Origin of the sequence: Xylophilus sp. GW821-FHT01B05 (assembly GCA_038961845.1) — a bacterium.
In the GTDB taxonomy this organism is placed as follows: Bacteria; Pseudomonadota; Gammaproteobacteria; order Burkholderiales; family Burkholderiaceae_C; genus Xylophilus.
Genome location: CP152408.1, coordinates 5,218,421 through 5,242,987, shown reverse-complemented (window position 1 = coordinate 5,242,987; position 24,567 = coordinate 5,218,421). Strand labels below are relative to the sequence as shown.

The 24,567-nt window shown below is 68.5% G+C and carries 27 protein-coding genes; 15 read left to right on the top strand and 12 right to left on the bottom strand.

The features are described 5' to 3' along the window. Nucleotides 1–114: 114 nt before the first annotated feature. The 6 genes from AAFF27_24500 to AAFF27_24475 form a co-directional block, all read right to left on the bottom strand. Nucleotides 115–1,116, bottom strand: coding sequence for a zinc-binding dehydrogenase (locus AAFF27_24500; GenBank protein ID XAH23109.1), 1,002 nt, complete (start codon nucleotides 1,114–1,116; stop codon nucleotides 115–117). 10 nt (nucleotides 1,117–1,126) lie between these two features. After that, nucleotides 1,127–1,936 carry an enoyl-CoA hydratase gene (locus AAFF27_24495; protein XAH26319.1) on the bottom strand — a complete coding sequence of 270 codons (810 nt, stop codon included), beginning with the start codon at nucleotides 1,934–1,936 and terminating at the stop codon, nucleotides 1,127–1,129. 11 nt (nucleotides 1,937–1,947) lie between these two features. Next, nucleotides 1,948–3,138: a CoA transferase gene (locus AAFF27_24490; protein ID XAH23108.1), complete on the bottom strand. Its 1,191-nt coding sequence runs from the start codon at nucleotides 3,136–3,138 to the stop codon at nucleotides 1,948–1,950. Between the two features lie 293 nt (nucleotides 3,139–3,431). Then, nucleotides 3,432–4,427, bottom strand: a complete 996-nt coding sequence (locus tag AAFF27_24485; GenBank protein ID XAH23107.1) for a tripartite tricarboxylate transporter substrate-binding protein — start codon at nucleotides 4,425–4,427, stop codon at nucleotides 3,432–3,434. Further along, a complete protein-coding gene (locus AAFF27_24480; GenBank protein XAH26318.1) occupies nucleotides 4,424–5,818 on the bottom strand; it encodes a sensor histidine kinase N-terminal domain-containing protein in 1,395 nt (464 codons plus the stop codon). Before AAFF27_24480 ends, AAFF27_24485 begins: the two co-directional genes overlap by 4 nt. Next, nucleotides 5,815–6,480 carry a response regulator gene (locus tag AAFF27_24475; protein ID XAH23106.1) on the bottom strand — a complete coding sequence of 222 codons (666 nt, stop codon included), beginning with the start codon at nucleotides 6,478–6,480 and terminating at the stop codon, nucleotides 5,815–5,817. Before AAFF27_24475 ends, AAFF27_24480 begins: the two co-directional genes overlap by 4 nt. Nucleotides 6,481–6,584: 104 nt before the next feature. Between AAFF27_24475 and AAFF27_24470 the strand changes: the two genes are divergently transcribed. The 3 genes from AAFF27_24470 to AAFF27_24460 all read left to right on the top strand — a co-directional run bounded on the left by AAFF27_24470 (nucleotide 6,585) and on the right by AAFF27_24460 (nucleotide 8,633). Further along, nucleotides 6,585–6,863 carry an antitoxin of toxin-antitoxin stability system gene (locus AAFF27_24470; protein ID XAH23105.1) on the top strand — a complete coding sequence of 93 codons (279 nt, stop codon included), beginning with the start codon at nucleotides 6,585–6,587 and terminating at the stop codon, nucleotides 6,861–6,863. Nucleotides 6,864–7,011: 148 nt separating this feature from the next. Further along, the gene (locus tag AAFF27_24465; GenBank protein XAH23104.1) at nucleotides 7,012–7,296 is read left to right on the top strand and encodes a helix-turn-helix transcriptional regulator; all 285 of its coding nucleotides are present in this window, start codon (nucleotides 7,012–7,014) and stop codon (nucleotides 7,294–7,296) included. After that, nucleotides 7,293–8,633, top strand: coding sequence for a type II toxin-antitoxin system HipA family toxin (locus tag AAFF27_24460; protein XAH23103.1), 1,341 nt, complete (start codon nucleotides 7,293–7,295; stop codon nucleotides 8,631–8,633). Before AAFF27_24465 ends, AAFF27_24460 begins: the two co-directional genes overlap by 4 nt. 35 nt (nucleotides 8,634–8,668) lie before the next feature. On the opposite strand, the gene AAFF27_24455 is transcribed toward AAFF27_24460, so the two are convergent. Then, nucleotides 8,669–9,697, bottom strand: coding sequence for a tripartite tricarboxylate transporter substrate binding protein (locus tag AAFF27_24455; GenBank protein XAH23102.1), 1,029 nt, complete (start codon nucleotides 9,695–9,697; stop codon nucleotides 8,669–8,671). 184 nt (nucleotides 9,698–9,881) lie between these two features. Here AAFF27_24455 and AAFF27_24450 point away from each other — a divergent pair, with 184 nt between their 5' ends. From AAFF27_24450 to AAFF27_24435, 4 genes are all read left to right on the top strand, one after another. Then, nucleotides 9,882–10,739: a creatininase family protein gene (locus AAFF27_24450; GenBank protein ID XAH23101.1), complete on the top strand. Its 858-nt coding sequence runs from the start codon at nucleotides 9,882–9,884 to the stop codon at nucleotides 10,737–10,739. A 66-nt stretch (nucleotides 10,740–10,805) separates the two neighbouring features. After that, complete coding sequence (locus tag AAFF27_24445; GenBank protein ID XAH23100.1) at nucleotides 10,806–11,087, top strand: hypothetical protein; 282 nt, start codon at nucleotides 10,806–10,808, stop codon at nucleotides 11,085–11,087. Nucleotides 11,088–11,113: 26 nt separating this feature from the next. Beyond that, nucleotides 11,114–11,557: a cyanase gene (gene cynS, locus AAFF27_24440; GenBank protein XAH23099.1), complete on the top strand. Its 444-nt coding sequence runs from the start codon at nucleotides 11,114–11,116 to the stop codon at nucleotides 11,555–11,557. A 13-nt stretch (nucleotides 11,558–11,570) separates the two neighbouring features. Further along, complete coding sequence (locus AAFF27_24435) at nucleotides 11,571–11,993, top strand: nuclear transport factor 2 family protein (GenBank protein XAH23098.1); 423 nt, start codon at nucleotides 11,571–11,573, stop codon at nucleotides 11,991–11,993. Between the two features lie 80 nt (nucleotides 11,994–12,073). Here the strand turns inward: AAFF27_24435 and AAFF27_24430 are convergent, their stop codons facing one another. Next, on the bottom strand, nucleotides 12,074–12,472 hold the full coding sequence (locus AAFF27_24430; protein ID XAH23097.1) for a RidA family protein: 399 nt from the start codon (nucleotides 12,470–12,472) through the stop codon (nucleotides 12,074–12,076). Continuing rightward, entirely contained in the window at nucleotides 12,462–13,598 is a 1,137-nt protein-coding gene (locus AAFF27_24425; protein XAH23096.1) for a DSD1 family PLP-dependent enzyme, read from the bottom strand. Before AAFF27_24425 ends, AAFF27_24430 begins: the two co-directional genes overlap by 11 nt. A 99-nt stretch (nucleotides 13,599–13,697) precedes the next feature. Here AAFF27_24425 and AAFF27_24420 point away from each other — a divergent pair, with 99 nt between their 5' ends. After that, on the top strand, nucleotides 13,698–14,627 hold the full coding sequence (locus tag AAFF27_24420) for a LysR family transcriptional regulator (GenBank protein XAH23095.1): 930 nt from the start codon (nucleotides 13,698–13,700) through the stop codon (nucleotides 14,625–14,627). Here the strand turns inward: AAFF27_24420 and AAFF27_24415 are convergent. Then, nucleotides 14,624–14,995 carry a hypothetical protein gene (locus AAFF27_24415; protein ID XAH23094.1) on the bottom strand — a complete coding sequence of 124 codons (372 nt, stop codon included), beginning with the start codon at nucleotides 14,993–14,995 and terminating at the stop codon, nucleotides 14,624–14,626. The genes AAFF27_24420 and AAFF27_24415 overlap by 4 nt on opposite strands. Before the next feature lie 81 nt (nucleotides 14,996–15,076). Next, nucleotides 15,077–16,492, bottom strand: a complete 1,416-nt coding sequence (locus AAFF27_24410) for an MFS transporter (GenBank protein ID XAH23093.1) — start codon at nucleotides 16,490–16,492, stop codon at nucleotides 15,077–15,079. Nucleotides 16,493–16,609: 117 nt separating this feature from the next. Between AAFF27_24410 and AAFF27_24405 the strand changes: the two genes are divergently transcribed. The 7 genes from AAFF27_24405 to AAFF27_24375 all read left to right on the top strand — a co-directional run bounded on the left by AAFF27_24405 (nucleotide 16,610) and on the right by AAFF27_24375 (nucleotide 23,907). Next, nucleotides 16,610–17,590 carry a GyrI-like domain-containing protein gene (locus AAFF27_24405; protein ID XAH23092.1) on the top strand — a complete coding sequence of 327 codons (981 nt, stop codon included), beginning with the start codon at nucleotides 16,610–16,612 and terminating at the stop codon, nucleotides 17,588–17,590. A 210-nt stretch (nucleotides 17,591–17,800) separates the two neighbouring features. After that, entirely contained in the window at nucleotides 17,801–18,964 is a 1,164-nt protein-coding gene (locus AAFF27_24400) for an ABC transporter substrate-binding protein (protein XAH23091.1), read from the top strand. Between the two features lie 6 nt (nucleotides 18,965–18,970). After that, nucleotides 18,971–20,800 carry an ABC transporter permease gene (locus AAFF27_24395; protein ID XAH23090.1) on the top strand — a complete coding sequence of 610 codons (1,830 nt, stop codon included), beginning with the start codon at nucleotides 18,971–18,973 and terminating at the stop codon, nucleotides 20,798–20,800. 13 nt (nucleotides 20,801–20,813) lie between these two features. Beyond that, on the top strand, nucleotides 20,814–21,392 hold the full coding sequence (locus tag AAFF27_24390) for an OsmC family protein (protein XAH23089.1): 579 nt from the start codon (nucleotides 20,814–20,816) through the stop codon (nucleotides 21,390–21,392). Then, the gene (locus tag AAFF27_24385) at nucleotides 21,376–22,218 is read left to right on the top strand and encodes an ABC transporter ATP-binding protein (GenBank protein ID XAH23088.1); all 843 of its coding nucleotides are present in this window, start codon (nucleotides 21,376–21,378) and stop codon (nucleotides 22,216–22,218) included. The genes AAFF27_24390 and AAFF27_24385 overlap by 17 nt, the downstream gene beginning before the upstream one ends. Beyond that, nucleotides 22,215–23,051, top strand: a complete 837-nt coding sequence (locus AAFF27_24380) for an ABC transporter ATP-binding protein (protein XAH23087.1) — start codon at nucleotides 22,215–22,217, stop codon at nucleotides 23,049–23,051. The genes AAFF27_24385 and AAFF27_24380 overlap by 4 nt, the downstream gene beginning before the upstream one ends. Before the next feature lie 16 nt (nucleotides 23,052–23,067). After that, nucleotides 23,068–23,907 (top strand): VOC family protein, encoded by an 840-nt coding sequence (locus AAFF27_24375; GenBank protein ID XAH23086.1) that lies wholly within the window; start codon nucleotides 23,068–23,070, stop codon nucleotides 23,905–23,907. Here the strand turns inward: AAFF27_24375 and AAFF27_24370 are convergent. Further along, nucleotides 23,898–24,566, bottom strand: coding sequence for a histidine phosphatase family protein (locus AAFF27_24370; protein ID XAH23085.1), 669 nt, complete (start codon nucleotides 24,564–24,566; stop codon nucleotides 23,898–23,900). The two genes, AAFF27_24375 and AAFF27_24370, sit on opposite strands and share 10 nt — an antisense overlap. Nucleotide 24,567: the final 1 nt, after the last annotated feature.

Below are 24,567 nucleotides of genomic sequence, written 5' to 3'. Positions count from 1 at the left end.
CTCCAAAGGCCGCGGTGCGGGCCATGCGCAGACATCCGCGGAACCGGCTTTGCCGGTCCGCTGGATGTGCCCCCTTTAGGGGGTGGCGAAGACGCGAAGCGCGAAGCCTGGGGGTTAGCCCAGCGTGATTACGATCTTTCCGACATGGCCACCGGCCTCCATATGCGCCTTGGCCTCCCGCAGCTGGGCGAAGCCGAACACGCGGTCTATCTGCGGCGTGATGCGGCCTGCGGCGATGTGCGGCAGCACGTCGGCGACAAAGCCGGGGACGGCGGCCGCGCGCTGCGCCTTGCTGCGCTGTTTGTTGGATACGCCAAAGAGCGTGAGCCGCTTGGCGTGCAGCGCGGCCAGGTCCAGCTCGGCGTGCACCACGCCATCCACATAGCCCACGGTGGCAAGCCGGCCTTCGAAGGCCAGCGCGCGGATGTCTTCGGCAAAGACGGTGCCGCCCACCGTATTGATGACCAGGTCGGCGCCATGCTGGCCGGTGGCCTGCAGCACTGCGCCGGCAAAGTCGGCCGCGCGGGTCTGCAGGGCCACGTCCAGGCCCAGGGGCGCGAGCTGGGCCAGCTTGCCGGCCGAGCCCGAGGTGCCTATGACCTTCGCGCCCAGCACCTTGGCCAGCTGCAGCGAGGCCACGCCCACGCCGGAGGACACGCCATTGATCAGTACCCATTCGCCGGCCTGGATGCGGCCCTGCAGCACCAGCATGTCGTAGGACACGAGGAAGGTCAGTGCGACGCTGGCGGCCTGCTCCCAGGACAGCGTGGCGGGCACGGCCATGGCCTCGGCCAGGTCCATCAGCGCGTACTCGGCAAACGCACCGGCGCAACGGCCCATCACGCGGTCGCCGGGCTTGAAGCGGGTGACTTCAGCGCCCACTGCCACAACCTCGCCCGCGCCTTCGCCGCCGATCGCCTTCCAGCTGCCTGCCGGGCCGTGCAGGCCGTGGCCCGACACGAACTCGCCACGGTTGAGGGCGGCGGCATGCATGCGCAGCAGCAGTTGCTGCGGCCCGGGCTGGGGCACGGGCGTGTCGCGCAGCTCCAGCAGCGTGGCCGTGGGGCTCATCTGCATCCAGTAGGACTGCATGGTGTCTTTTGCTGTTGTGGTCATGGCGGCGGGCTCAGCGGCCGGTGAAGACCGGTTTGCGTTTTTGCATGAAGGCAGTGCGGCCCTCGGTGTAGTCGGCGCTCTCGAAGCAGCCGCGTATCAGCGCGGTGCACAGGGCCTGGTCCAGCTCGGGCGAGGGCTTGAGGATTTCGCGCGTGATGGCCTTGCCGGCGGCGATGGTGAGCGGGGCGTTGTCGGCCAGGGCGCTGGTGTACTCGGCCAGCAACTGCGGCAGGGCGGCAGGTGCGCTGACGCGGGTGATGAGCCCTAGCGCCTTGGCCTCTGCCGCGTCGATGCGGCGCGCGGTAAAGAACAGGTCCTTGGCCGCGCCGGGGCCGATCAGGTCGACCAGGTTCTTCATGGCGGAGTAGCGGTAGCCCAGGCCCAGGCGCGCGGCGGGAATGGCAAACACCGAGTCGTCAGAGGCAATGCGCATGTCGCAGCTGATGGCCACGTTGACGCCGCCGCCTATGCAGTAGCCACGGATGCAGGCCAGCGTGGGCTTGGGGAAGTCGTGGATGCTCATCAGCGCGTCTTCGGCCATGGCCTCGTAGCGGGACACGGCCTCGCGTGCGGCGCGCATGTCCTCGAACTGCGAGATGTCGGCGCCCGAGACAAAGGCCTTTTCGCCTGCGCCGGAGAAGACCACCAGGCGCACGCGCGCATCGCTCTGCGCATCTTTCAGCAGCGGCGGCACGGCTTCCCACATGTCGACCGACAGCGCGTTGTGCCGCGCCGGGTTGTTGAAGCGGATGTGCAGCGTGCTGCCGTCGAGCCAGGCCTGGACGCGTTCGGTCTGGGTGGCGTAGGCGGGTTGATGGATGGGTTGGGGCATCAATAGACTCCGATGGCTTTCATGCGGGTGAGGTCCTGCGGGGCAATGCCCAGCTCCAGCAGGATTTCTTCGGTGTGCTCGCCCCGGCGCGGGGCAGAGCGGGCGATGGTGCTGGGCGTGCGCTCCAGCTGCACCGGCTGGCCGACCAGCCGTTGCGGCCCCAGCTGGGGCGAGACCACGTCCTTGACCATGCCCAGGTGGGCGATCTGCGGCTCGGCAAACACTTCGCGCATGTCGCTGATGAGGCCGCAGGCCACGCCGCCGGCGTTGAACAGCTCGATCCAGTGGTGGCGGTCGTGCGCGGCCAGGCGCTGGTTGATCTCGGCGTTGAGCGCGTCGCGGTTGATCGAGCGCGCCGGCTTGTCGTGGTAGCGCGGGTCGGTGATCCATTCCGGCGCTTCGAGGATGGCGCAGAAGCGCTCCCAGATCTTGGAGCCGAACACGGCGATGTTCAGGTAGCCGTCGCGTGCCTTGTAGACGCCGGTGGGGATGCTGGTCGGGTGGAAGTTGCCGGCCTGCGTGCCGACCTCGCCGTCGATCAGGTAGCGCGAGGTCTGGAAATCCATCATGTAGACCATGGACTCCAGCAGCGAGGTGTGCAGCCACTGGCCCTTGCCAGAGGTCTCGCGCTCCAGCAGCGCGACCAGGATGCCCTGCGCCGCAAAGATGCCGGCGCACAGGTCGGCGATCGGGATGCCCACGCGCACCGGGCCGTCGCCGGGCAGGCCGGTAACCGACATCAGGCCGCCCATGCCCTGCGCGATCTGGTCAAAGCCCGGCCGCGCCGCGAGCGGGCCGGTCTGCCCGAAGCCGGAGATGCTGGCGTAGACCAGGCCGGGGTTGTCGGCCGCGAGCGACTCGTAGTCGATGCCCAGTCGAAATTTCACATCGGGGCGGAAGTTCTCCACCACCACGTCGGCGCCGGCGATCAGGCGCTTGAGCGTCTCGATGCCTTCGGCTTCCTTGAGGTTGAGCGTGATCGAGCGCTTGTTGCGGTGCGTGTACTGGTAGTCGGAGCCGTCCTGCCCGCCCAGGGTGTCGTCGCCCCGCATGTGCTCGGGCATTTGCACCTGGACGACATCGGCGCCCCAGTCGGCCAACTGGCGGCAGGCCGTGGGGCCGGCACGTACCTGGGTGAGATCGACAACGCGGAAGCGTTGCAGTGCAGAGGAGGCGGGCAGGTGGGGCATTCGGCGGCAGACAAGTGGCTTGGAATGGATTTATTGTTTTCATATCTATTTAAAGTGTCAACACTTATGAATAAATTGAGGACTGATTTCGGGAAGACCCTAGGAAGCAGGGAGTGCGAGGAAGGCGATGGCGGTGTGCGCCGCGGCGGGGTCTTTGCGGCGAACGGCATGCCGCGGGCGAAGCGCCGGGCTGGCCGCTACGGCCTGGCAATCAAAGTGAAAACAAGGCGCGAAGCCGCACACGGTGCGGCCAGGCCAGGCAATGCGGCTATCGCCTGGATGGCGAAGCCGTATCAGTCCTTCCAGCGGCGCAGGCCCAGTTCGGTGGCCAGTTGCCGGTAGCGGCTTAGTTCGCGCTGCACAAAGTCATCCAGCGCCGCGCCGGTCAGCGAGAACGGGTAGAGCCCATGGCGCTCGCGCAGCGCCGCGTAGCCGGGCGCGGCCATGGCCTGGCGCAAGGCTTCGGCCCAGGCGCGCGCGGCGGGCTCGGGCACGTCGGCGCTCAGGTACAGGCCGCGCACCGTGGGCCAGACCAGGTCCAGGCCCTGCTCGCGTGCGGTGGGTACGCCGGCCAGCGCGCCGGGCAGGCGGGCCTCGGCCAGCACCGCCAGCAGGCGCAGCGGGGCGCCGGCATCGATGGCCTGGCGCGCCTCGGCCACGTCACCAGAGAACAGGGCGACATGGCCGCCGCGCAGCGCCGCCAATGCCTCGCCGCCGCCCTCGAAAGAGACAAAGCGCATGGCCTTGTGGTCGAGCCCGGCGGCGCGCAGCATCAGCGCGGCCTTCATCCAGTCCTGGCTGCCGACGGTGCCGCCGGCGCCAAAGGCGAGCCGCGCCATGTCTTGCCGCAGCGCGGCGACCACGTCCTGCAGGCGCTTGAAGGGCGAATCGCTGCGCACCGCGATCACGCCGTAGTCGGTGCCCAGCGCCGCCAGCCAGCGCACGGCTGAGGCCGGATGCGGCCCGAAGCGGCCCTGCGCCAGGTTCAGCAGCGAGCCGCTGGAAAACGCCACCAGCGTGCCCGGCCCGCCCATGCGGCCGGTGGCGATGCGGTCAAAGGCCAGCGCGCCGATGCCGCCCGGCAGGTAGCGCTGCGCCAGTGGCGGGCGCAGCGGGCGCACGGCCTGCAGCGCGTCGCGCGCCAGGCCGCAGGTCAGCTCGAAGCCGCCGCCGGCCTTGGCCGGGATCACGCATTCGGCGGCGCTGTTGCTGGGGTCCTCAGCGGCGGCGCTGGCGTGGCTTGCCGCGAGCAGGGCGGCCAGGCTGGCCAGGGTTTGGCGGCGCTTCATGCATTCCCCCGTGGCCACCAGAGCGCCGCGTGCAATCCAGGGCCGGCATCGCGCGGCTCCAGGCGCAGCACGCCGTGGTGCCGCTCGGCGATGGAGCGCGCAATCGCCAGCCCCAGGCCCGAGCCGCCGGCCACGGCGCGCACGCCGCGCCTAAAGCGCTGGCCCAGGCTGCCGCGTTCTTTCTCGCTCAGGCCGGGGCCGTTGTCTTCGACACCCACGCTCCAGCCCACCGCGTCACCCGCGGCAAAGAGGGTGATGGTGCCGCCCTCGGGCGTGTAGGCGATGGCGTTGGCGACCAGGTTGGCCAGGGCCTCACGCAGCAGTGGCTGGTCGGCCATGGCGGGCAGACTGGGCGCGGGCGTGTCGATGCCCAGGTCGATCTGTTTGGCGCGTGCGCGTGGCAGCAGCTCCAGTGCCACTTCGCGCAGCAGCACGGCCAGATCCAACGCGGCCATGTCGACGGCGGCGGTGTCGCTGCGGCCCAGCGCCAGCAGCTGCTGGGTGCTGCGCGTGGCGCGGGTGATTTCGGTGCCGAGTGCGGCCAGCGCGGCGCGCACCTGGCTGGTGTCGTGCGCGCGCTGGGCGTAGTCGGCCTGCATCTGCAGCGTGGTGAGGTGGGTGCGCAACTGGTGCGAGGCGTCGTCCAAGAACTGGCGCTGCTGCGCCACCAGGCCTTGCGTGCGCGCCAACTGCTGGTTGACGGCGGCCACCAGCGGCCGTACGTCGGCGGGCAGGTCGGTGTCGGCCAGCGGGGTCAGGTCCTCCGGGCGGCGGCCGCTGACTTCGCGCGCCAGCCGGGCCAGCGGGCGCAGCGCTGCGGCCAGCGCGGCCACGGTGCACACCAGCAGCAGGGCCAGCACCAGCGCATCACGCAAGGCCGCGCGCTGCACAAAGCGGCGCGTGAACTCCTGGCGCGAGCGCGTGCTTTCAGCCACCTGCACCAGCACGCTGCGCGCAGCGCTGCCGGCGGGGGCGCGGTCCAGCTCGCGCCGGTAGGCGGCCAGGCGCACGGCCTCGCCAAAGTAGCTGGCGTCGTAGAACACGGGCACCTCGGGCGTCAGCACGCCGGGTGGCGCGGGCAGGTCGGCGCTGCCCAGCTCCACCAGCCCGTCAGAGGTGGCGACGCGGAAGAACACCTGGCCGCTCGCGGTCAGCTCAAAGAACTCGAACATGCGGTAGGGCAGCTCGACCGACAGCCCGCCCGAGGCGGTGGAGATATTGGCGTCTATGGACTTGAGCGCGCCCAGCAGCGAGCGGTCATAGGCCGCGTTGGCGGCCTCCAGCGCGTCGTGCCGCGTCATCCACAACTCCACGCAGGTGAGCAGCGCCAGCACCGGCAGCAGCAGCAGGGCCAGGCGCTGGCGCAGGCTGGCGCGGTGGAGCCAGTTCAGGTCGCCTCCAGTGCATAGCCGAGGCCGCGCAAGGTGGTGATGCGCACGCCGCGCCCTTCCAGGCGCTTGCGCAGGCGGTGCACAAAGACCTCGACCGCCTCGGGGTGCACGTCTTCATCGTCGGGGAACACGCGCTCCAGGATCTGCTGCTTGGAGAAGGGCTCGCCGCTGCGTTGCACCAGCACGCGCAGCACGGCTTGCTCGCGCGGGGACAGCGCCAGCGCCTCGCCCTGCAGCGTGAACTGCTTGCGCGCACTGTCGTAGGCCAGCGGGCCGCAGGCCAGGCGCGGGTGCTCGTTGCCGCGCGCGCGGCGCACCAGGGCGTGCAGGCGTGCCTCCAGCTCGGCCAGCGCAAAGGGCTTGGCCAGGAAGTCGTCGGCGCCGGCATTGAGCGAGCGCACCCGCTCGTCGAGCGAATCGCGCGCCGTCAGGATCAGCGCCGGCAGCCGCTGGTCGCGCGCGCGCAGCCGCTCCAGCACCGCATGGCCGTCAAGCCCGGGCAGGCCCAGGTCCAGCACCAGCGCATCGTGGTCATGCCGCTGCAGCGCCAGGTCCGCCAGCCGGCCATCGTCCACCCACTCGACCTGAATGCCGGCGTGCTCCAGCGCCTTGCAAAGCCAGGTGCCCAGGGTGTGTTCGTCTTCAGCCAGCAGGATGCGCATCGGTGGATGCTACGGGGTGGCCGGGCTTGCCCGCCACGCGGCTTTCCCGGGGCGGTATGTCTGGATGTATATACTTGGTATTTACGTTGTATGGAGGTTGCGCCATGTCCAAGGAAGCCGTTTTCACGATGAAGCTGGAGCCGGAATTGCGCGCCGATTTCATGGCAGAGGCCGAGGCCGCCCACCGGCCGGCCTCGCAGGTTCTGCGCGAGCTGATGCGCGAGTTCATCAAGCGCCAGCGCGAGGCGCGGGAATATGACGAGTTCCTGGACCGCAAGGTAGAAGCCGGCCGCGTCGCCATGCGCGCCGGTGTTGGCCACTCCAATGACGAGGTCGAAGCCGCATTCGCCGCCCGCCGTGCGGCCGTGGCAGACCAAGAGTGAAGGTCGTCTGGACCCCCGAAGCGCTGCAGGACCGCTTTATCGGCGCGTGACCATGATGTTTGGGGAGCTTGCTGGCCCTTGGCTTGAAAAAATTGATATTTGCATCAAAAATAAGCGCGTAAAAGCAAATACTTGATATAAATATCAAATGCAAACCCTTCAGGAAGTCGGTCAGGCCGTGGCGGCGCGGCGGCGCGGCCTGGGCCTGAAGCAGGCCGACGTCGCCGCCCTGGCTGGTATCACGGCGGAGTCCCTGTCGCGGTTCGAGCGTGGCCGGGCGGCGGAATTTGGCGCGCGCAAGCTGTTGGCGGTGCTGGCCGTGCTGGGCGCCGAGCTGGAGCTGGCCGCGCAAGGCCAGTCTGGCAATCTGGACGAGCTGCGCCGCGAGCGCGCGCAAGCCACAGAACCCAACCCGGAGCCCGGGCGCGGATGAAGCTGGCCGTCCATGTCCTGGGCCGCGAGGTCGCCACGCTGGAGCAGGTGGGTGACTTCAAAAGCGTCTTGGCTTACCACGCCCATGCGGCGGTTGACGACTTCGTGTCGCTCACCATGCCCGTGCGCACCGAGTCCTATGTCTGGGACGACCAGCTCCCGCCCGTGCTGCAGATGAACCTGCCCGAGGGCTATCTGCTGCAGGTCTTGCAGGAGCAGTTTGGCCCGCATATCGGCGCCAGCCCCATCGCCTTGCTGTCGGTGATCGGTCGCAACATGGTGGGCCGTGTGCAGGTGGCCGCGCCCGGTGCAGACCTGCAAGAGCCGGCCCGGCCGATCGAGGTGGCCGAGCTGCTGCGCGGCGACAACTCGGAAGAAGCCTTTGCCGAGCTGGTGCGCCAGCACGCCACCAGCGGCGTCTCGGGCGTGGTGCCCAAGTTTCTGGATGCGCAGAACGAGTCGCTGCCTGAGCCGGGGGCTGCGCTGGCGGCCCACAAAAAGGCCAGCCTGATCACCCGCCGCCACATCATCAAGGGCTCCAGCAAGCAGCTGCCGTTTGTGGCCTTGAACGAGCACTTGTGCATGCAGGTGGCCAGCCGCGTCATGCCGACGGCCAAGACCGAGGTGTCTGACGACGGGCAGGCGCTGCTGGTGCATCGCTTTGACGTGGATGGGCACGGCCAGGCGCTGTGGGGCATGGAAGATTTCTGCTCGCTGCTGGGCCTGCGGCCCGCAGCCAAGTACGACACCACCTGGGAGCGCATCGCGCGCGCGGTGCGCGACCACGTGCCCGGTGAACGCCGTCTGGAAACCTACCGCCGGCTGGCCACCACGCTGCTGCTGACCTATGCGCTGCGCAATGCCGATTGCCATGCCAAGAATCTGGCCCTGCTCTACAGCTCGCGCGCCGACGCCCACCTTTCACCCGCCTACGACATGCTGAGCACCAGCGTGTATGCAGGCTTTCAGCAGCACCCGCCTGCCATCGAGTTCATGGGCAAAAAAACCTGGGCGCCGGGCAAGAACCTGCAGAGGTTCATCGCGGCGACCTTTGGCATTCAACCCAAGGAGCAGGCGCAGATGGTCGAGGCGATCAGTGATGCGGTGGCAGAGGTGGGGCTGCAGGTGCGGCAGGCCATGGCGGAGCATGCGGGCTTTGCCGATGTGGGCAAGCGCATGCTGATGGCCTGGGCAGAGGGCGTGCAGGGCCTGCGCGACCAGCGCGTGTACGCCGTGGGCGAATGGACGGCTGGGGCGGCCTTTGAAGGCTTTTCTGCACCATCCAAACTGAAGACGGGCGCGAGCAAACCCGGTCGCTCGCCATTGCCAAAGGGGTGATGGCGCGTGAGGAAGGGGGCGCGCGCGCCCAACCCTCAATCCGGCTTGATCTGCGCCCGCGCAATCACCGTCTTCCAGCGCGCTTGCTCGGTGGCGATGAACTGCGCGAACTGTGCCGGCGTGTCGCCAATGGCTTCGGCCGCGTCGCCGTTCAGGCGCTGCAGCGAGGCCGGCGCCTTGACGGCCTTGGCGGTTTCGACAGCGAGTTTTTCGAGGCGGGCCTGCGCCAGGTTGGCCGGGGCCAGCATGCCGTACCACTGGGTCATCTCGAAACCGGGGAAGCCTTGCTCGGCCACGGTGGGCACGTCGGGCAGCAGCGGCAGGCGCTGGGCCGAGCCGGTGGCGATGCAGCGCACCTTGCCCGACTTGATGAAGGGCAGCATGGCAGCAGCGCCCACGGCCGAGGCCTGGAGCCGGCCCGACAGCAGGTCGGTCAGCATCGGGCCGGTGCCGCGATAGGGCACGTGCAGCATGAAGACGTTGGCCGTCATCTTCAGGTACTCGAAGGCCAGTTGCCCGGCGCTGCCGTTGCCGGCCGAGCCATAGCTCAGCTTGCCTGGCTGCTTGCGTGCGTACTCCAAAAACTCCTTCAGGTTTTTGGCGGGCACATCCGGGTGCACCACGTACAGGCTGGGCACCTTGGCCAGCAGGCTGACCGGCTTGAAGTCCTTGTTGGCGTCGTAGGGCAGCTTGTCGAAGATGTAGGGGTTGACCGCCAGCGTACCGATGTGGCCCAGGATGAGGGTGTGCTGGTCGTCGCTGCGCGCCACTTCGGCCATGGCGATGTTGCCGGCCGCGCCGGGCTTGTTGTCGACGTAGACGTTCTGGCCCAGGGTCTTGGACAGCTCTGCCGCGGTGGAGCGCGCCACGATCTCCGAGCTGCCGCCCGGCGCAAAAGGCACGACAAAGCGCAGCGACTTGGTGGGCCAGTCGGACTGGGCTGCCGCCATGCCCGGCAGCAGGCCGCCCAGCGCCAGCGCGCCGCCGGTGCCGAGCAGGCCGCGCCGGGTGGTCGCGGCCAGGGGGGCGAAGTTGCCGAAGGGGCCTGAAGAAATGCGTTCCATGTTGTCTCCGTTGTGCTCTGCAAAGGGACGCCATGCTGGCGCCTTCATGCTTTCAGGAAGCTGTCAGTGCTGCGGTGTTTTTTATTTTTAAAGAAAAAGTGGCTCTAGCCCAGGTGCTGCCTGGGCTTATAGCTATCAATAATGAAGTTCACCCGGCGGCACGCCCGCTACTAAGATGGCGCCCATGACCGCCGCCGCCTCCTTCCCTTCCTCCCGCTACTGGGCCGATTGGCGCACCACCGACTTCGCGCGGCTGCAGGCCGAGGGCCTGGCCGATGCGACCGTGGCGGTGCTGCCGGTGGCGGCCACCGAGCAGCACGGCCCGCATCTGCCGCTGAGTGTGGATACGACGCTGATCGACGGCGTGGTGACGGCCGCGCTGCCGCACCTGCCCGCTGCGCTGCGCGTGCTGTTCCTGCCCACGCAGGCGGTGGGCTTCAGCCCCGAGCACACGGCTTTTCCCGGCACGCTGAGCTTCAGCGCCGAGACCTTGCTGCGCATCTGGACCGAGATCGGCGAGGCGGTGGCGCGCACCGGCATCCGCCGGCTGCTGCTGCTCAACGGCCATGGCGGGCAGGTCGGTGCGATGGACTTGGTGGCGCGTGATCTGCGCGCGCGCTGCGGGCTGCTGGTGTATTCCACCAGTTGGTTCGCGCTGCCGCTGCCGCCTGAGGTCGAGCAGCAGTTTCCGCCGCACGAGCACCGCTTCGGCATCCACGCGGGCGACATCGAGACTTCGATGATGCTGCACCTGCGGCCAGGCCTGGTGCACATGGAGGCGGCGCGCGATTTCCCCTCCACCTCGGCCGACCGCGCCGCGCGTTATCCCATCCTGGGCAATGGCCGCAGCGCCAAGTTCGCCTGGCAGATGCAGGACTACAACCCGCAGGGCGCAGCCGGCAATGCCGCCGCCGCCACGGCCGACAAAGGCGCGGCGCTGGTGCAGGCCGCGGGCAGCCAGTTGGCTCTGCTGTTGCAGGAGCTGGCGGCGCTGCCGTTGTCCACCTTGGTTGATGCGCCGGACCTCGGGTCCCATCGATAAACACCCAGCCCGGACCTCTCGAAAACCCTGAGAGGGAGCGGGCACGGGCATTGCTACTAGCTGGGGATGCTGGTCCCCGCACTGTCCCTTCTTGCCACGTCGCCCTCGGGTGCGGATGCGGCTGCGCGGCTGCCGGCGCGCGATGACATCGACAAGCTGCTGTTGGCGCTGCGCATGGAGGTGAGCTGGATCGACAAGCGCCTGGGCGATCTGCCCGGCTGCTCGCCCGACGACGCGCAGGCGATGCGGTTGGAGATGCGCTGCAAATGCCACGCCATGGCCAGCCTGATCGAGCGCGCGCTGCAGCGCGATGGCGAGCCGCTTGTCGACCCCGCCCACGTGGCATGACCTTCCCCCAACCTGCTGGAGCCTCCATGAACCGCAACGACGTCACCGAGAAAATCATCACCGTGAAGGTGTCCAAGGGCATCCAGTGGGCCGACGTGGCCAAGAAGGTCGGCCTGTCGAAGGAATGGACCACGGCCGCCTGCCTGGGCCAGATGACGCTGGACGACAAGCAGGCCAAGGTCATCGGCAAGATCTTTGGCCTGACGCCCGAAGAGCAGAAGTGGCTCAAGGTCGTGCCCTACAAGGGCTCGCTGCCCACGCCGGTGCCGACCGATCCGCTGATCTACCGCTGGTACGAGGTGGTGAGCGTCTACGGCACGACGATCAAGGAACTGATCCACGAGGAGTTTGGCGACGGCATCATGAGCGCCATCGACTTCAGCATGGACATCGAGCGCCAGCCCGACCCCAAGGGCGACCGCGTCAAGGTGGTGCTGTCGGGCAAGTTCCTGCCGTACAAGAGCTACTGACGCGGCAGCCGCCATGGAATCCCGTCCGCCGCTGCCGCCCTTCACGCTTGAGACCGCCACCAAGAAAATCCAGGCCGCCGAAGACGCCTGGAATTCGCGCGACCCCGTGCGCGTGAGCCTGGCCTACACGCCCGACACCGAATGGCGCAACCGCGCCGACTTCATCAACGGCCGCGAGCAGGTGGTCGAGTTCCTCACGCGCAAGTGGCAGCGCGAGAACGACTACCGCTTGAAGAAGCAGCTCTGGGCGTTCATGGACAACCGCATCGCGGTGCGCTTCGAGTACGAATGGCATGACGCCGCGGGCCAGTGGTTTCGCAGCCATGGAAACGAGAACTGGGAGTTCGCCGAGAACGGCCTGATGCAGCGCCGCTACGCCAGCATCAACGACCAGCCCATCGCTGAGTCCGATCGCAAGTTCCACTGGCCGCGCTGACCGGGGTCTGCTCGGAAAATATCGGTTAAATATGCCTCTAGCCCAGGTGTGGCCTGGGCTATTAGCTATATATTTAATAGCTATGGCGCCAGCGCAGTCGCCTCGACTTCCACCTTCACCCCAAAGTGCAGGCGCCCGGTGGGCACGATGGCGCGCGCCGGCCGCGCGTCGCCGGCCCATTGCGTGTACAGCGTGTTGAAGGCCGGCCAGTTCTCGATGTCGTCCAGGTAGACCCGCACCTGCACCAACTGGCCGATGCTGCTGCCAGCGGCCTGCAGCACGGCGGCGACATTGGCCAGCACCTGCAGCGCCTGTTCTTCGAAAGGTGCGTCGACCAGCTTCTCGCCTTCGGGCGTGATCGGCAATTGGCCCGACACAAAGACAAAGCCATTGGCCACGGTGCCGTGGCTGTAGTGGCCGCCCGGCGGGCGCAGGCCGGCAGGGTTGATGGGTTGGATAGCAGTGGTCTCACCAGCCATGAAAGCGGCTCCAGGGGGTGACGCTGCCGTCTTCGGCCAGCGCCTGGTACTCAGGGAACTGCGCACCGGTGGCGCAGGCGTGGTTGGGCAATATGCGCAGCCGCGTGCCCAGCGGGAAGCGCGTGGCAATGTCTGCATCTGGCGCGCCGCTGTGCGACAGGATGCCGTGCTCCTGGTTGGCGCCGCTCAGCAGGTAGCCGGGCAGCAGCGTGCCGTCGGCGCTGCAGACCTGGCCGTAGCCGTAGTCTTGTTGCTGCTTCTGCGTGCCACGGTCGCGGCTCATGGCCATCCAGCCGGCATCGACAATGGCCCAGCCCTTGTCGGCCTGGTGGCCGATCACCGTGGTCAGCACGCCCAGCGCGATATCGTCGGTGCTGCAGACGCCCACGTTGTGCATCACCAGGTCAAAGAACACGTAGACGCCGGCGCGCACCTCGGTCACGCCCTGCAACTGCGTGGCCGACAGCGCCGTGGGCGTCGAGCCCACGCTCACCACCGCGCAGGGCAGGCCGGCGGCGCGCAGGCGCTCGGCCGCGTGCACGCAGCCGGCGCGCTCTTGTTCGGCCATGGCCTGCAGGGCTTCGGGCGTATTCAGTTCGTAGCTGGAGCCGGCATGTGTCATCACGCCGCCCAGGCGCATGCCGCCTTCGTGCAGCGCGCGGCCCACGTCCAGCAGCGCGGCCTCGTCCGGCTTGATGCCAGAGCGGTGGCCATCGGTATCGACCTCGATCCAGACCTCGAACACCTCGCCTTGCTCGCGGCCAAAGTCGGCAATCGCCTGGGCCGAGGCCAGGCTGTCGGTGATGATCTTCAGGTCGCAGCCCTGGCGCCGCAGCGCCAGCGCCTGCGGCAGCTTGGCCTGCACCATGCCCACGGCGTAGACGATGTCGGTGATGCCATCGGCAAAGAACTGCGCCGCTTCTTTCAGCGTGGACACGGTGATGCCGCGCGCGCCGGCGGCGATCTGCGCCTGCACCACAGGGGTGCATTTGCTGGTCTTGGCGTGCGGGCGAAAGCGCACGCCCAGCGCGTCCATGCGCTGCTGCATGCGCTGGATGTTGCGCTGCATGCGCGGCAGGTCGATCAGGGCGGCGGGGGTGTCGAGGGTGGCAAGCAAGGCAGGCATGGTCGGGGGCGCGGGGCCGGCAATGGGATGCCGTGACTGTAGGTGCTCTGGCAATAGCTGTGATTCAATGCCGCAACATCAATCGTTAAGCCATGCTGAATGATCAACATCGAGGACATGCAGCTCGCCGCAGCCCTGCTGCGCGAGCCATCGCTCAGCGCCGCGGCGCGGCTGCTGGGCGTCACGCCGCCGGCGCTGTCGATGCGCCTGCGCAAGCTCGAAGCCAGCCTGGGCCTGGCGCTGGCCACGCGCAGCGCGCGCCGGCTGAGCCTGACGCCCGAGGGCGAGCGCTTTGCGCTTGAGGCCACGGCGCTGCTGGCGCAGATCGAGGGCCTGCGTGAATCGATGCAGCGCGACGACCGGCAGTTGACCGGCACGCTGCGCATCGCCGCGCCCTTTGGCTATGGGCGTGACCGCCTGGCGCCAGTGCTGGCGCGCTTCGCCCGGCTGCACCCGGGGCTGCAACTGCAGCTGGACCTGCGCGAAACCCCCTGGCCTGACCGGCACGACGCGGACGCGGTGCTGCACATAGGCACGGTGCGCGATTCATCCTGGGTGGCGCGTGTGCTGGCGGCCAACGAGCGCTGGCTGTGCGCCAGCCCGGCCTACCTGCGCGCGCACGGCACGCCGCAGACCCCGCGCGAGCTGCCGTCGCACGCCTGCATCTGCATCCGCGAGAACGAAGAGGATGTGACGCTGTGGCACTTCCGGCGCCTGGCAAGCGGCACTGCCGCACGGCCCGGCGCGCGCGAGTCGCTGCGCATCGCGCCAGCGCTGCTCACCAACGACGGCAGCGTGGCGCGCCACTGGGCCGAGCAGGGGCTGGGCCTGGTGCTGCGCTCAGAGTGGGACGCGGCCGACGCCGTGGCCAGCGGCAGCCTGGTGCGGGTGCTGGCGGATTGGCAGTTCGACAGCGCGCCGGTCACGCTGCTGGTGCCCACGCGCAAGGGGCGCAGCGCACGGGTGCAGGCCTTGCTGCAGTTCCTGGAGCAGGCGCTGGGGGCAGAACGGTTCTCTTCGGATGACTAGTCGGTAGTACCGCGCACCGCCTCGCCAGCCCGCTCCAGGCCACGGCCCGTGGCGTCAGCGGCGCGGTGCAGGCCCCGACCGGTGGCGGCTGCGGCGCGTGACAAGCCATTGCCCGTGGCACTTACCGCGCGCTCCAGGCCGTTGCCAGTGGCCTCGGCCGCGCGCTTCACGCCGTGTTCGGTGGCGTGGGCGGCGCGCTTCACACCATGCTCGGTAGCCTCGGCCCCGCGTGCAATGCCGTGGCCGGCAGCGGCCAGTGGCCCGGGGGATTCAGCGGGTGCGGTGGTCTGCGCGCCGGCAATGGCAGCCTGTGCGCAGGCCGCGATCAGGGCGGTGCGCAGAAGTGTTCGGAGAAGAGGATGGGTCATGGGTACGCCTGGGGCTTTGCTTGATCACCACTGTGCCCCGAAAAACCCGCTGCGACTCTGGGGCAGCGCCGCCAAAACGTGTCAGTGCGTATCGGCCGGCGCCAGCCCGTGCGGCTTTGCATGGCGCAGGCGCAGCGAGCTGAACACGCCGGCCGTGGCCGCAAACGCGGCGGCCAGCGCCAGCGCGATCACCGGCCCGTGCGCGTTGTGCGCGCCCGCAGCACTGAACACCACCGCCAGCAGTACCGCGCCGGCCGTCTGCCCGGTCAGGCGGGCCGTGCCCAGCATGCCGCTGGCGCCGCCCGAGCGGTGCGCCGGCGCGCTGGTCACGATGGTGTGGTTGTTGGGCGACTGGAACAGCCCAAAGCCAATGCCGCACAGCGCCATGCGCCAGACGATGTTCAGGTCAGACGGCTGCGCCGGCAGCGCCGCCAGCAGCGCCAGCCCGCAGGCCATGATGCCCAGGCCGATGCCGCCCAGCAGCCCGTCCGGCACGCGGCCGATCAGGCGGCCGGCCACCGGCGCCGTGGCCACGATGGCCAGCGGCCAGGCGGTGATCAGCAGGCCGGCCTCCAGGTGCGAGCGGCCAAAGTGGTCCAGCAGCATGAAGGGCAGGGCGATGTAGGCCAGCATCTGCGCGCCAAAGGCGCCGATCGAGGTGCACATCGACAGCCGGAACACCGGTATGCGCAGCAGGTCGATCGGGAACAGCGGCAGCGGCTGCGCCAGTTGCCGGCGCACATAGACCACGCCCACCAGCACGCCCGCGCCCAGCATCGCCGCGCCGCCGATCAGCGCCTCGGGCGCCTGGCCGGCACGCGTGCCCAGTGCATCGGCGCCCAGAAACACCAGGCCGAACATCAGCGCATTCAACGCCACGTCCAGCCACGACAGGCGCGCGCCAACGGGCCGCGCCGTGGCATTGGGCGGCAATGACTTCCAGCCCATAGCCAGCACCAGCAGGCCCAGCGGCACGTTCACCGCAAACAGCCAGGGCCACGAGGCGACCGACAGAATGCCCGCCGCCACCGACGGCCCGGCCACCGAGGCCGTCGCCACCACCATCGAGTTGATCGCCACGCCCCGGCCCAGCATGTTGCGCGGGTAGATCAACCGCAGCAGCGCCGCGTTCACCGCCATGATGCCGGCCGAGCCCATGCCTTGCACCGCGCGCGCCACCACCAGTTGCTCCAGCGAGCCGGCAAACACGCAGCCGAAAGAAGCCGCCGTGAACAGCAACACCCCACCCAGGTAGATGCGCCGGTAGCCCACCAGATCGCCCAGCGTGGCCAGCGGCAGCAGCAGCGCCAGCGTGGCCACCTGGTAGGCGTTCACCACCCAGATCGACTCCGAGGGCGTGGCCCGCAGGTCTTGCGCAATGCCAGGCAGCGCCAGGTTGAGGATGGTGCCGTCCAGCACCGCGAGCGAAATGCCCAGAATGATGACCGCCATGGCGCGGTAGCGCGCGGGCGTCGGAAGACCATCGGGAGCGGACATGGGGGCGTGGATTGGTAGCGGCAAGGCGCGGGATGAAGCCGCCGGGCGTGTGGCGGGAAGCCGCTTATTGTGGCTGTTTGTGCGGAATCCTGCCGGCGCCCCTAAACTGCCGCTCCCATGACACAAGCCTCTCCTGCACCTGCCTACGCTGCGGAGTACGCCCAGCGGATGAACCGGGTGCTGGACCACATCGACCGGCACCTGGACGCGCCCCTGGAGCTGTCCGTCCTGGCCGAGGTCGCGCATTTCTCGCCCTTTCACTTTCACCGGGTTTTTGCGGCCTGGATGGGCGAAACGCTGGGGGACTACCTGCGCCGCCGCCGGCTGGATATTGCGGCACTGCGGCTTGCCAGCCAGGCGCAGGCACGGGTGCCTGCATCGGTGCTGGAGATTGCGTTGGCGGTGGGGTTCGGCTCGGGCGAGGCCTTTGCTCGCGCCTTCAAGCAGCGCTTCGGCTGCACCCCGAGCGCCTGGCGCGCCGCCACTCCGCAGCGCTGGGCCGGAGAGCTGGCGGCCATGCACCAGCGGCGCCGACACAGCAATCCAGATCAGGACATGCGCAATCCGGATCAGCCGGCAGAGCCGGCTTTCACCAAAGATGCAGGCTCCTTACCCCCGGAGTCATCCATGCAAGTGAAAGTCCTCACCCTTCCCCCTGCGCGCGTCGCCTACATGCGCCACATCGGCCCCTATGGCGCGGGCGTGGCCCGGCTCTGGCGCGAAGTCTTCATGCCTTGGCGCGCGGCCCAGGGCCTGGAGCAGGCGCCCTGCTACGGCATAGGCCATGACGACCCCAGCGTCACCGACCCAGACAAATGCCGCTACGACGCCTGCGTGGAAGTGCCTGACAGCTTCGTCGCCCAGAACCCGGTGGGCATCGCCACCCTGCCGGGCGGGCGCTATGCCGTAGCCGACTACTACGGCACCGGTGCCGGCCTCTCCGTGCCCTGGACCCAACTGCTGCGCGACTGGCTGCCCGCCAGCGGCATGCGGGCCGATAGCCGCCCGCACTTTGAGTACCTCCCTGTCGACACCCGCTACGACCCTCGGACTGGCGAGTTCGGATGTCAGCTGTGCTTGCCGGTGCGGCCTTTGTAAGGCTTCACGTATAGGTCTTCCCATCCCGCAACTCGCCTACTCGTCTGTATTAAGGCCGACGCGGTGGAGGGTTGGTGGCGCATGAAAGCTCCAATGCTTGAACAGGTGGGTGTTATGTAGAAAGCGACTAATGCAGTCAGTTTTTCTTCGTTCCCGATTGCGCCTGCGAGGCGAAGACTCATGGGCTTCCTGTTGCCCTGGGTCACACGCATGCTGCTCCGCCAAACCTTCCTTCGCCTGGCCGCCACCGCGCTGCTGGCGCCGCTCTTCTCATTTGCTGCCCCGGCGACCGGCGAGCCCGTCTGGTTCGGCGTCAGCGGCCCGCTGACCGGGCAGAACGCGCAGTACGGCGCGCAGTGGAAGGCAGGCTTTGACCTGGCCCTGGACGACATCAATGCCAAGGGCGGCATCCAGGGGCGGCCACTGGCCTATGTGTTCGAAGACAGCCAGAGCGACCCGCGCCAGGCGGTCGGGCTGGCGCAGAAGTTCGTCGCTGACCAGCGCATCCGGATCGAACTGGGCGACTTCTCCAGCCCGGCGTCGATGGCCGCGTCCCCGATCTACCAGCGCGCAGGCCTGGTGCAGCTGGGCTTTACCAATTCGCACCCCGACTTCACCAAAGGCGGCGACTACATCTGGAGCCCCTCGGTCAGCCAGGCCGACGCGCAGCCGCTGCTGGCCGAGCTGGCGGTGAAGACGCTGGGCTTCAAGCGCGTCGCGGTGCTGTTCTTGAACAGCGACTGGGGCCGCACCAGCCGCGATGTCTTCGTGAAGGCCGCCGAGGCGCGCGGCGCGCAGGTGGTGATCACCGAGGGCTATCAGCCCGACGAGAAGGACTTCCGCTCGACCCTGGTGCGCGTGCGCGAGGCCAAGCCCGACGGCGTGGTGCTGATCTCTTACTACCCCGACGGCGCCCTGATCGCCGGCCAGGTACGCAGCGTGGGCCTGCAGCAGCCGATTGCCGCCAGCAGCTCGGTCTACTCGCCCAAGTTCCTTGAACTGGGCGGCGCGGCGGTAGAGGGCATCTACACCAACACCTCCTTCTTCCCCGAAGAGCAGCGCGCCGAGGTGCAGGACTTCGTCAAGCGCTTCCGCGCCAAGTACGGCAAGGAGCCGGACGCCTTCAACGCCTATGCCTATGACGCCGTGCAACTGGCCGCCGCCGCCCTCAACCAGGCCGGCCTGCAGGGCGACCGCAAGGCCGTGCGCGATGCGTTCTACAAGATCAAGGACGTGCCCAGCGTGGTGTTTGGCAAGGCCAACTTCGACCCGCAAACCCGCCGCGTGATCGGCGTGAAGAGCGTCGACCTGGTGGTGAGGGACGGCAAGTGGGTGCCGGGCGATGCCCGGACCAAAACGGCTGCTGCGCGCTGATCTGGAATGAGCTTCGCCTCTTTCTTTGACTACACCGTCAACGGCCTGATCATTGGCAACATCTATGCCTTGCTGGCGGTCGGGCTGGCGCTGATCTTCGGTGTCTCGCATCTCATCAATTTCGCGCATGGCTCGGTCTACACGGTGGGGGCCTACATCGGCTGGGGCGCGATCACCTTCCTGCATACGCCGCTGCCCATCACCATCGCGCTGGTGGTGATCGGCTCGGGCGCGCTCGGCATGCTGATCGAGCGTGTGGGGCTGCGGCCCTTGCAGGGCGCGGCGCGCATCGCGCCGCTGCTGGCCACCATCGGCATCAGCTTTGTGCTCGACATCCTGGTGCAACTGCTGGCCAGCCCGGACCCGCGCGCGCTGCCCACGCAACTGCCCGCATGGCGCCTGCAGATCGGCACCGGCACCATTGGCGCGCTTGACCTGCTGATCGCGGGCACCGGCCTGGTGAGTGCCGCGCTGCTGTTTGGCTTCTTGCGCTTCACCAAGCTGGGCTGGGCCGTGCGCGCCACGGCGCAAGACCGCGATGCCGCCCAGCAGATGGGCGTGGACGTGAACCGGGTGAACCAGAGCGTCTTTGCCATTGCGTCCGCGCTGGGCGGCCTGTCGGGGCTGCTGGTGGGCATGTACTACAACAACATCAGCCCGGCCATGAGCTTTCAGGCCACGCTCAAGGGCGTGGTCGCCACCGTGGTGGGTGGCGTTGGAAACGTGCCGGGCGCCATCGCCGGCAGCATGCTGCTGGGGCTGACCGAGAGCTATGGCGTGGCCTTGTTCGGCACGCCCTACCGCAACCTGTTTGCCTTCGCGCTGCTGCTGCTGATCCTGATCTGGAAGCCGAACGGGCTGTTTGGCCGCAAACGCGCGCTGCCGCCCGAGCCGCTCACCGGCACCTTCATTGCGCCGAGCAAGCCCTGGCGCGTGCCGCGCTGGCTGCTGGCCGCCTTGTTCGCGGCCGCCGCAGTGCTGCCGCTGTTCGAACCATCGCCCTACATCCTGCAGACGCTCAGCAACGCCTGGCTCTACGCCGCGCTGGCGCTCAGCCTCACGCTGGTGGCCGGCACGGTGGGGCAGATCTCGCTGGGCCATGCGGGGCTGCTGGCGATTGGCGCCTATGCCTCGGCGCTGCTGGTGCTTGATCTGCATCTGCCGGTGGGCACCAGCATCATCGCCGCCGGCCTGCTCACCTCCTTGATTGGTACTGCGCTGATCTTCCCGGCGTTCCGGCTGCGCGGGCACTATGTGTCGATTGCCACGCTGGGCATTGGCGAGATCGTGGCGCTCACCATCCTCAACTGGGAAAGCCTCACGCGCGGGCCCATTGGCGTGTCGGGCATCCCGCCGCTGTCGCTGTTTGGGTTTGACGCATCGTCCAACAGCGCCTTCTACTGGGCCTCGTTTGGCGCCATGGTGCTGCTGGCATTGTTGCAGTGGCGGCTGCTGCGCTCGCACCTGGGCCGCACCTTTCGCGCGGTGCGCGAAGACGAGGTGGCGGCGCGCGCCTACGGCGTCAGCCCGGATCGCTACAAGGCCATGGCCTTTGGCTTTGGCGGCTTCGCGGCGGGTGTGAGCGGGGCCTTTACCGCGCACCTCTACTCCTACATCAACCATGAGACCTTCACCTCGCAGATCTCGATCCTCGCGCTGACCATGGTGATCCTGGGCGGCCTGGGAAACATCAGCGGCGCACTACTGGGCGCGGTAGCGCTGGTGAGCCTGCCCGAGCTGTTCCGCGTGACGGCCGAGTACCGCATGTTGATCTACGGCATCGCGCTTCTGCTTCTCATCCGCTTCCGCCCGCAAGGTTTGTTGGGCACTGTTTGAACGAAGGAACACCATGAGCCACCTCAACGACTACCTCGCCGAAAAACGCGCCGCCGTGCTGGCGCGCAATGCTGCCGTCGCAGCCGGCACCGCACAGCCCCTGCAACTCAAGGCCAGCGTCAAGGCCGAAGGCCGCAGCGGCGTGCGCCGCCTGCGCATCCGTGATCACCAGATCATCAGCGACAGCCCGCCGGATTTCGCCGGCTACAACCTGGGCCCCAGCTCGCCAGAGCTACAACTGGGCGTGCTGGGCACCTGCGTTACGCACATCTTTTTGATCCAGGCGGCAGAGCGGCAAGTGCCGCTGGAGAGCCTGGAGGTCGAGGTGACCGGCATCATCGATCCGCGCGGCGGCAAGCCGGGCCATGAGCAGACACCGATCTGGCCGCACCAGATCGGCTACACCGTGCACATCGATTCACCCGCGAGCCGGGCTGACATCGACGCGCTGTTTGAGGCGGTTGAGCGCACTTGCCCGATCCTGAACCTGCTGCGCAACCCGCAGACCATCCGGGCCGAGGTCAAGCTGACCAACTCCCGCGCCGATTCGGCAAGCGCCGAGCAGAAAGCCGTGGATGCCGTCGCTGCTTGAGGTCAGCGGGCTCACGCGCCGCTTTGGCGGGCTCACGGCCGTCAACACCGTTGATTTGCAGATAGGCGAGGGCGAACTGGTCAGCGTGATCGGCCCCAACGGCGCGGGCAAGACCACGCTGTTCAACCTCGTCACCGGGCTCGACCGGCCCGATGGCGGCACTGTGCGCTTCGAGGGCCAGGACATCACCGGCTGGCCGGCGCAGAAGCTGGCCCAGCGCGGCCTGGCACGCACCTTCCAGCATGGCCGCGTGTTCGCCAACCTGAGCGTGCTCGACAACGTGCTGGTGGGCGCCCACACGCGGCTGCGCGCGGTGAAGCCGCGCCTGGGCGGCGTGCCCGGCGCGGGCGCGTTGGCCGAATTGGCGCTGGCCCTGGTGCAGCCGCCTTCCGTCACGCGTGAAGAGGCCCGGCTGCGCGAAGAGGCCTTGGCCATCATTGCGCTGTTTGGCGAACGCCTGGCGCCGCGCATCGATCACCCGGCTTACAGCCTGTCGTACGCCAACCGACGCCGCGTCGAGATCGCGCGCGCCCTGGCCTTGCAGCCGCGCCTGCTGCTGCTCGACGAGCCCACGGCCGGCATGAACGAGAGCGAGACGGCAGAGATGCTGGAGATCATCCGCACGCTGAAGGCACGCGGGCAGAGCATTCTGCTGATCGAACACAAGCTGGATCTGGTGATGCAGCTGTCAGACCGCGTGCTGGTGCTGGACGACGGCCGCAAGATCGCTGAAGGCCTGCCCGATGCGGTGCGCAAGGACCCGGCGGTGATCGAGGCCTATCTGGGCCACCGCCACGTGGGCGAGCGGCAGGCGGTGCTGGCATGAGCACGACGGTGGCCCGCAGTGGGTTCTCGTTCTGGCCGCCTGGGGGCGATGGCGCGGCGCCCGCAGCCAATGTGGGGCCGGCCGCTGGCGCGGGCAAGCAGCCGCTGCTGGAGCTGCGCAAGATCAACAGCTTCTATGGCCCGGTGCAGGCGCATTTCGATCTGGACCTGCAAGTGCGCCCGGGTCAGATCGTGAGCCTGCTGGGCGGCAATGCGAGCGGCAAGTCGACCACCATGAAGGTGGTGCTCGGCCTGCTCAAGCCGCGCTCGGGCGAGCTGCGCTTTGAGGGTGAATCGCTGCTCGGCCTGGGCACGCCGCAGGTGATACGCCGCGGCATCGGCTCGGTGCCGGAGGCGCGCCGCCTGTTCCCAGCCATGAGCGTGCGCGAGAACCTGCTGATGGGCGCCTACGCCCGTAAGGACCGCAAGGCCGTGGCCGAGGACCTTGGCCGCATGCTGGACCTGTTCCCGCGCGTGGCCGAGCGCATCGAGTTCCAGGCCGGCACGCTCTCCGGCGGCGAGCAGCAGATGGTGGCCATGGCCCGCGCGCTCATGGGGCGGCCCAAGCTGCTGTGCATGGACGAGCCCACGATGGGCTTGTCGCCGCTCTATGTCGACCGGGTGCTGGAGCTGATCGCGCAGATCAACCGGCAAGGCATCTCGGTCCTCATGGTCGAGCAGAACGCCAGCCTGGCCCTGCAGATCGCACACTACGGCTACGTCTTGCAGACCGGTCGCATCGTGCTGAGTGGGCCGGCGCACGAGCTGCTGGCCGATGCGCGCATCCGCGACGCCTATCTTGGTGGGGGCGATGCCGCCCGCACCGCTTCATGAATCTGAAGGAAGCCCCATGTCCCTACCGCTTGATCACATCGTCATCGCCGTCCATGAGCTTGATGCCGCCATTGCCGACTACACCGCGCTGGGCTTCAACGTGCAGCGCGGCGGTGACCATCCCGGCCGCACGACCCACAACGCACTCGTGGTGTTTGCCGACGGCAGCTACTTCGAGCTGATCGCCTGGAAGGCGCCGGCGCCAGAAGAGCGCTGGTGGCAACTGCTGCAGCGCCACGGTGAAGGCATCATCGACTTCGCCCTGCTGCCGCGCAGCACCGCCGAGACGGTGACGGGGGCTGCGCAGCGCGGCCTTCAGCTGGAGGGGCCGCTCGACGGCGGCCGCCTGCGGCCCGACGGCGAGCGGCTGCTCTGGCAGACGGCGCGGCCAACGTCGCTTGATCTGCCGTTTCTGTGTGGCGACCTTACGCCGCGCGCATTGCGCGTGCCAGAGGGCGACGCGCGTGTGCATCCCAACGGTGCCCTGGGCGTGGCCAGCCTGGCCATTGCGGTGCATGACCTCGACACGACGCTGGCGCGCTACCGCGCACTGTTCGGCGGCGATGTCGGGCCGTCGGTTGCGCTCCCGGGCAGCGGTGTGCGGCAGGCAGTTATCTTCATCGGCGGCAGTGCCCTGGTACTGACCGCGCCGCGCGACCCCATCGGCAGCCCCGCCAGCCCGCTGGCACAACGGCTGGCTGTGCGCGGCGAAGGGCCTTATGCGCTGGTGCTGCACACGGACGATGCGGCACAAACCAGTGCGGCGCTTGATCTCTCACGCACCCATGGCGCGCTCATAGAGTTCGAGCTGGTGGAGGCGCCGTCGCCGGTCCACCTGCATGCATCTCAGGCGTAGGTCAGCCAGTCCCGAAACTCGGCCGCATCCAGGTGCGGCAGCGTGTTGTAGGTGACCAGCATGTGCCGCTTGGGCGTGAAGGCGAATTCGCTCACCGCGCTGTTGCGTATGCGCAGGTTCAGCTCGATGGTGGTGGCCGGCGGCGTGCCCAGCACCTGGCCGACCACGGTGGAGATCGGGCCGCCGCTGGACACCATCAGCACATGGCCGCTGTACTGCGTGCGCACATGGTCCAGCGCGGCGACGATGCCGGCGACAAAGTCCGGGTAGCTGGGCATGCCGGCCGGTTGGGCGCTGCCATCCATCCAACGCGCCAGGCCTTCGCGCAGCAGGCGGAAGTGGTGCCGGTAGTCCTCCGGCGTGATGGCGGGCGGCAGCGGCTCGGGGTGCACCGTGGCGATCACGGCATCGCCGTCGTACTCATTCAGGCCGGGCAGCTCCAGCGGCGTGGGCTGCCATTGCAGGCCTTCGGCGATGCCCTGCAGGGTTTCGCGGTGGCGCCGCAGCGTGCCGGTGATGGCGGCCTCGAAGGTCTGGCCCCGGGCCTGCCAGTACGCGCCTAGCTGCCGCGCCTGCTGGTGGCCGAGCGGGCTGAGCCGGTCGTAGTCGTCGCTGCCGAAAGAGGCTTGCGCATGGCGCACGAGGTGGAGTGTTCCCATG

What these genes read in the sequence shown, in the direction of transcription:
- AAFF27_24460 (XAH23103.1), top strand. Translation starts at nt 7,293, where the DNA reads ATGAAGCTGGCCGTCCATGTCCTGGGCCGCGAGGTCGCCACGCTGGAG.
- AAFF27_24485 (XAH23107.1), bottom strand. Translation starts at nt 4,427, where the DNA reads ATGAAGCGCCGCCAAACCCTGGCCAGCCTGGCCGCCCTGCTCGCGGCA.
- cynS (XAH23099.1), top strand. Translation starts at nt 11,114, where the DNA reads ATGAACCGCAACGACGTCACCGAGAAAATCATCACCGTGAAGGTGTCC.
- AAFF27_24490 (XAH23108.1), bottom strand. Translation starts at nt 3,138, where the DNA reads ATGCCCCACCTGCCCGCCTCCTCTGCACTGCAACGCTTCCGCGTTGTC.
- AAFF27_24380 (XAH23087.1), top strand. Translation starts at nt 22,215, where the DNA reads ATGAGCACGACGGTGGCCCGCAGTGGGTTCTCGTTCTGGCCGCCTGGG.
- AAFF27_24390 (XAH23089.1), top strand. Translation starts at nt 20,814, where the DNA reads ATGAGCCACCTCAACGACTACCTCGCCGAAAAACGCGCCGCCGTGCTG.
- AAFF27_24425 (XAH23096.1), bottom strand. Translation starts at nt 13,598, where the DNA reads ATGCCTGCCTTGCTTGCCACCCTCGACACCCCCGCCGCCCTGATCGAC.
- AAFF27_24450 (XAH23101.1), top strand. Translation starts at nt 9,882, where the DNA reads ATGACCGCCGCCGCCTCCTTCCCTTCCTCCCGCTACTGGGCCGATTGG.
- AAFF27_24430 (XAH23097.1), bottom strand. Translation starts at nt 12,472, where the DNA reads ATGGCTGGTGAGACCACTGCTATCCAACCCATCAACCCTGCCGGCCTG.
- AAFF27_24470 (XAH23105.1), top strand. Translation starts at nt 6,585, where the DNA reads ATGTCCAAGGAAGCCGTTTTCACGATGAAGCTGGAGCCGGAATTGCGC.
- AAFF27_24410 (XAH23093.1), bottom strand. Translation starts at nt 16,492, where the DNA reads ATGTCCGCTCCCGATGGTCTTCCGACGCCCGCGCGCTACCGCGCCATG.
- AAFF27_24385 (XAH23088.1), top strand. Translation starts at nt 21,376, where the DNA reads ATGCCGTCGCTGCTTGAGGTCAGCGGGCTCACGCGCCGCTTTGGCGGG.
- AAFF27_24455 (XAH23102.1), bottom strand. Translation starts at nt 9,697, where the DNA reads ATGGAACGCATTTCTTCAGGCCCCTTCGGCAACTTCGCCCCCCTGGCC.
- AAFF27_24500 (XAH23109.1), bottom strand. Translation starts at nt 1,116, where the DNA reads ATGACCACAACAGCAAAAGACACCATGCAGTCCTACTGGATGCAGATG.
- AAFF27_24445 (XAH23100.1), top strand. Translation starts at nt 10,806, where the DNA reads ATGCTGGTCCCCGCACTGTCCCTTCTTGCCACGTCGCCCTCGGGTGCG.
- AAFF27_24475 (XAH23106.1), bottom strand. Translation starts at nt 6,480, where the DNA reads ATGCGCATCCTGCTGGCTGAAGACGAACACACCCTGGGCACCTGGCTT.
- AAFF27_24420 (XAH23095.1), top strand. Translation starts at nt 13,698, where the DNA reads ATGATCAACATCGAGGACATGCAGCTCGCCGCAGCCCTGCTGCGCGAG.
- AAFF27_24395 (XAH23090.1), top strand. Translation starts at nt 18,971, where the DNA reads ATGAGCTTCGCCTCTTTCTTTGACTACACCGTCAACGGCCTGATCATT.
- AAFF27_24415 (XAH23094.1), bottom strand. Translation starts at nt 14,995, where the DNA reads ATGACCCATCCTCTTCTCCGAACACTTCTGCGCACCGCCCTGATCGCG.
- AAFF27_24405 (XAH23092.1), top strand. Translation starts at nt 16,610, where the DNA reads ATGACACAAGCCTCTCCTGCACCTGCCTACGCTGCGGAGTACGCCCAG.
- AAFF27_24435 (XAH23098.1), top strand. Translation starts at nt 11,571, where the DNA reads ATGGAATCCCGTCCGCCGCTGCCGCCCTTCACGCTTGAGACCGCCACC.
- AAFF27_24465 (XAH23104.1), top strand. Translation starts at nt 7,012, where the DNA reads ATGCAAACCCTTCAGGAAGTCGGTCAGGCCGTGGCGGCGCGGCGGCGC.
- AAFF27_24375 (XAH23086.1), top strand. Translation starts at nt 23,068, where the DNA reads ATGTCCCTACCGCTTGATCACATCGTCATCGCCGTCCATGAGCTTGAT.
- AAFF27_24370 (XAH23085.1), bottom strand. Translation starts at nt 24,566, where the DNA reads ATGGGAACACTCCACCTCGTGCGCCATGCGCAAGCCTCTTTCGGCAGC.
- AAFF27_24400 (XAH23091.1), top strand. Translation starts at nt 17,801, where the DNA reads ATGCTGCTCCGCCAAACCTTCCTTCGCCTGGCCGCCACCGCGCTGCTG.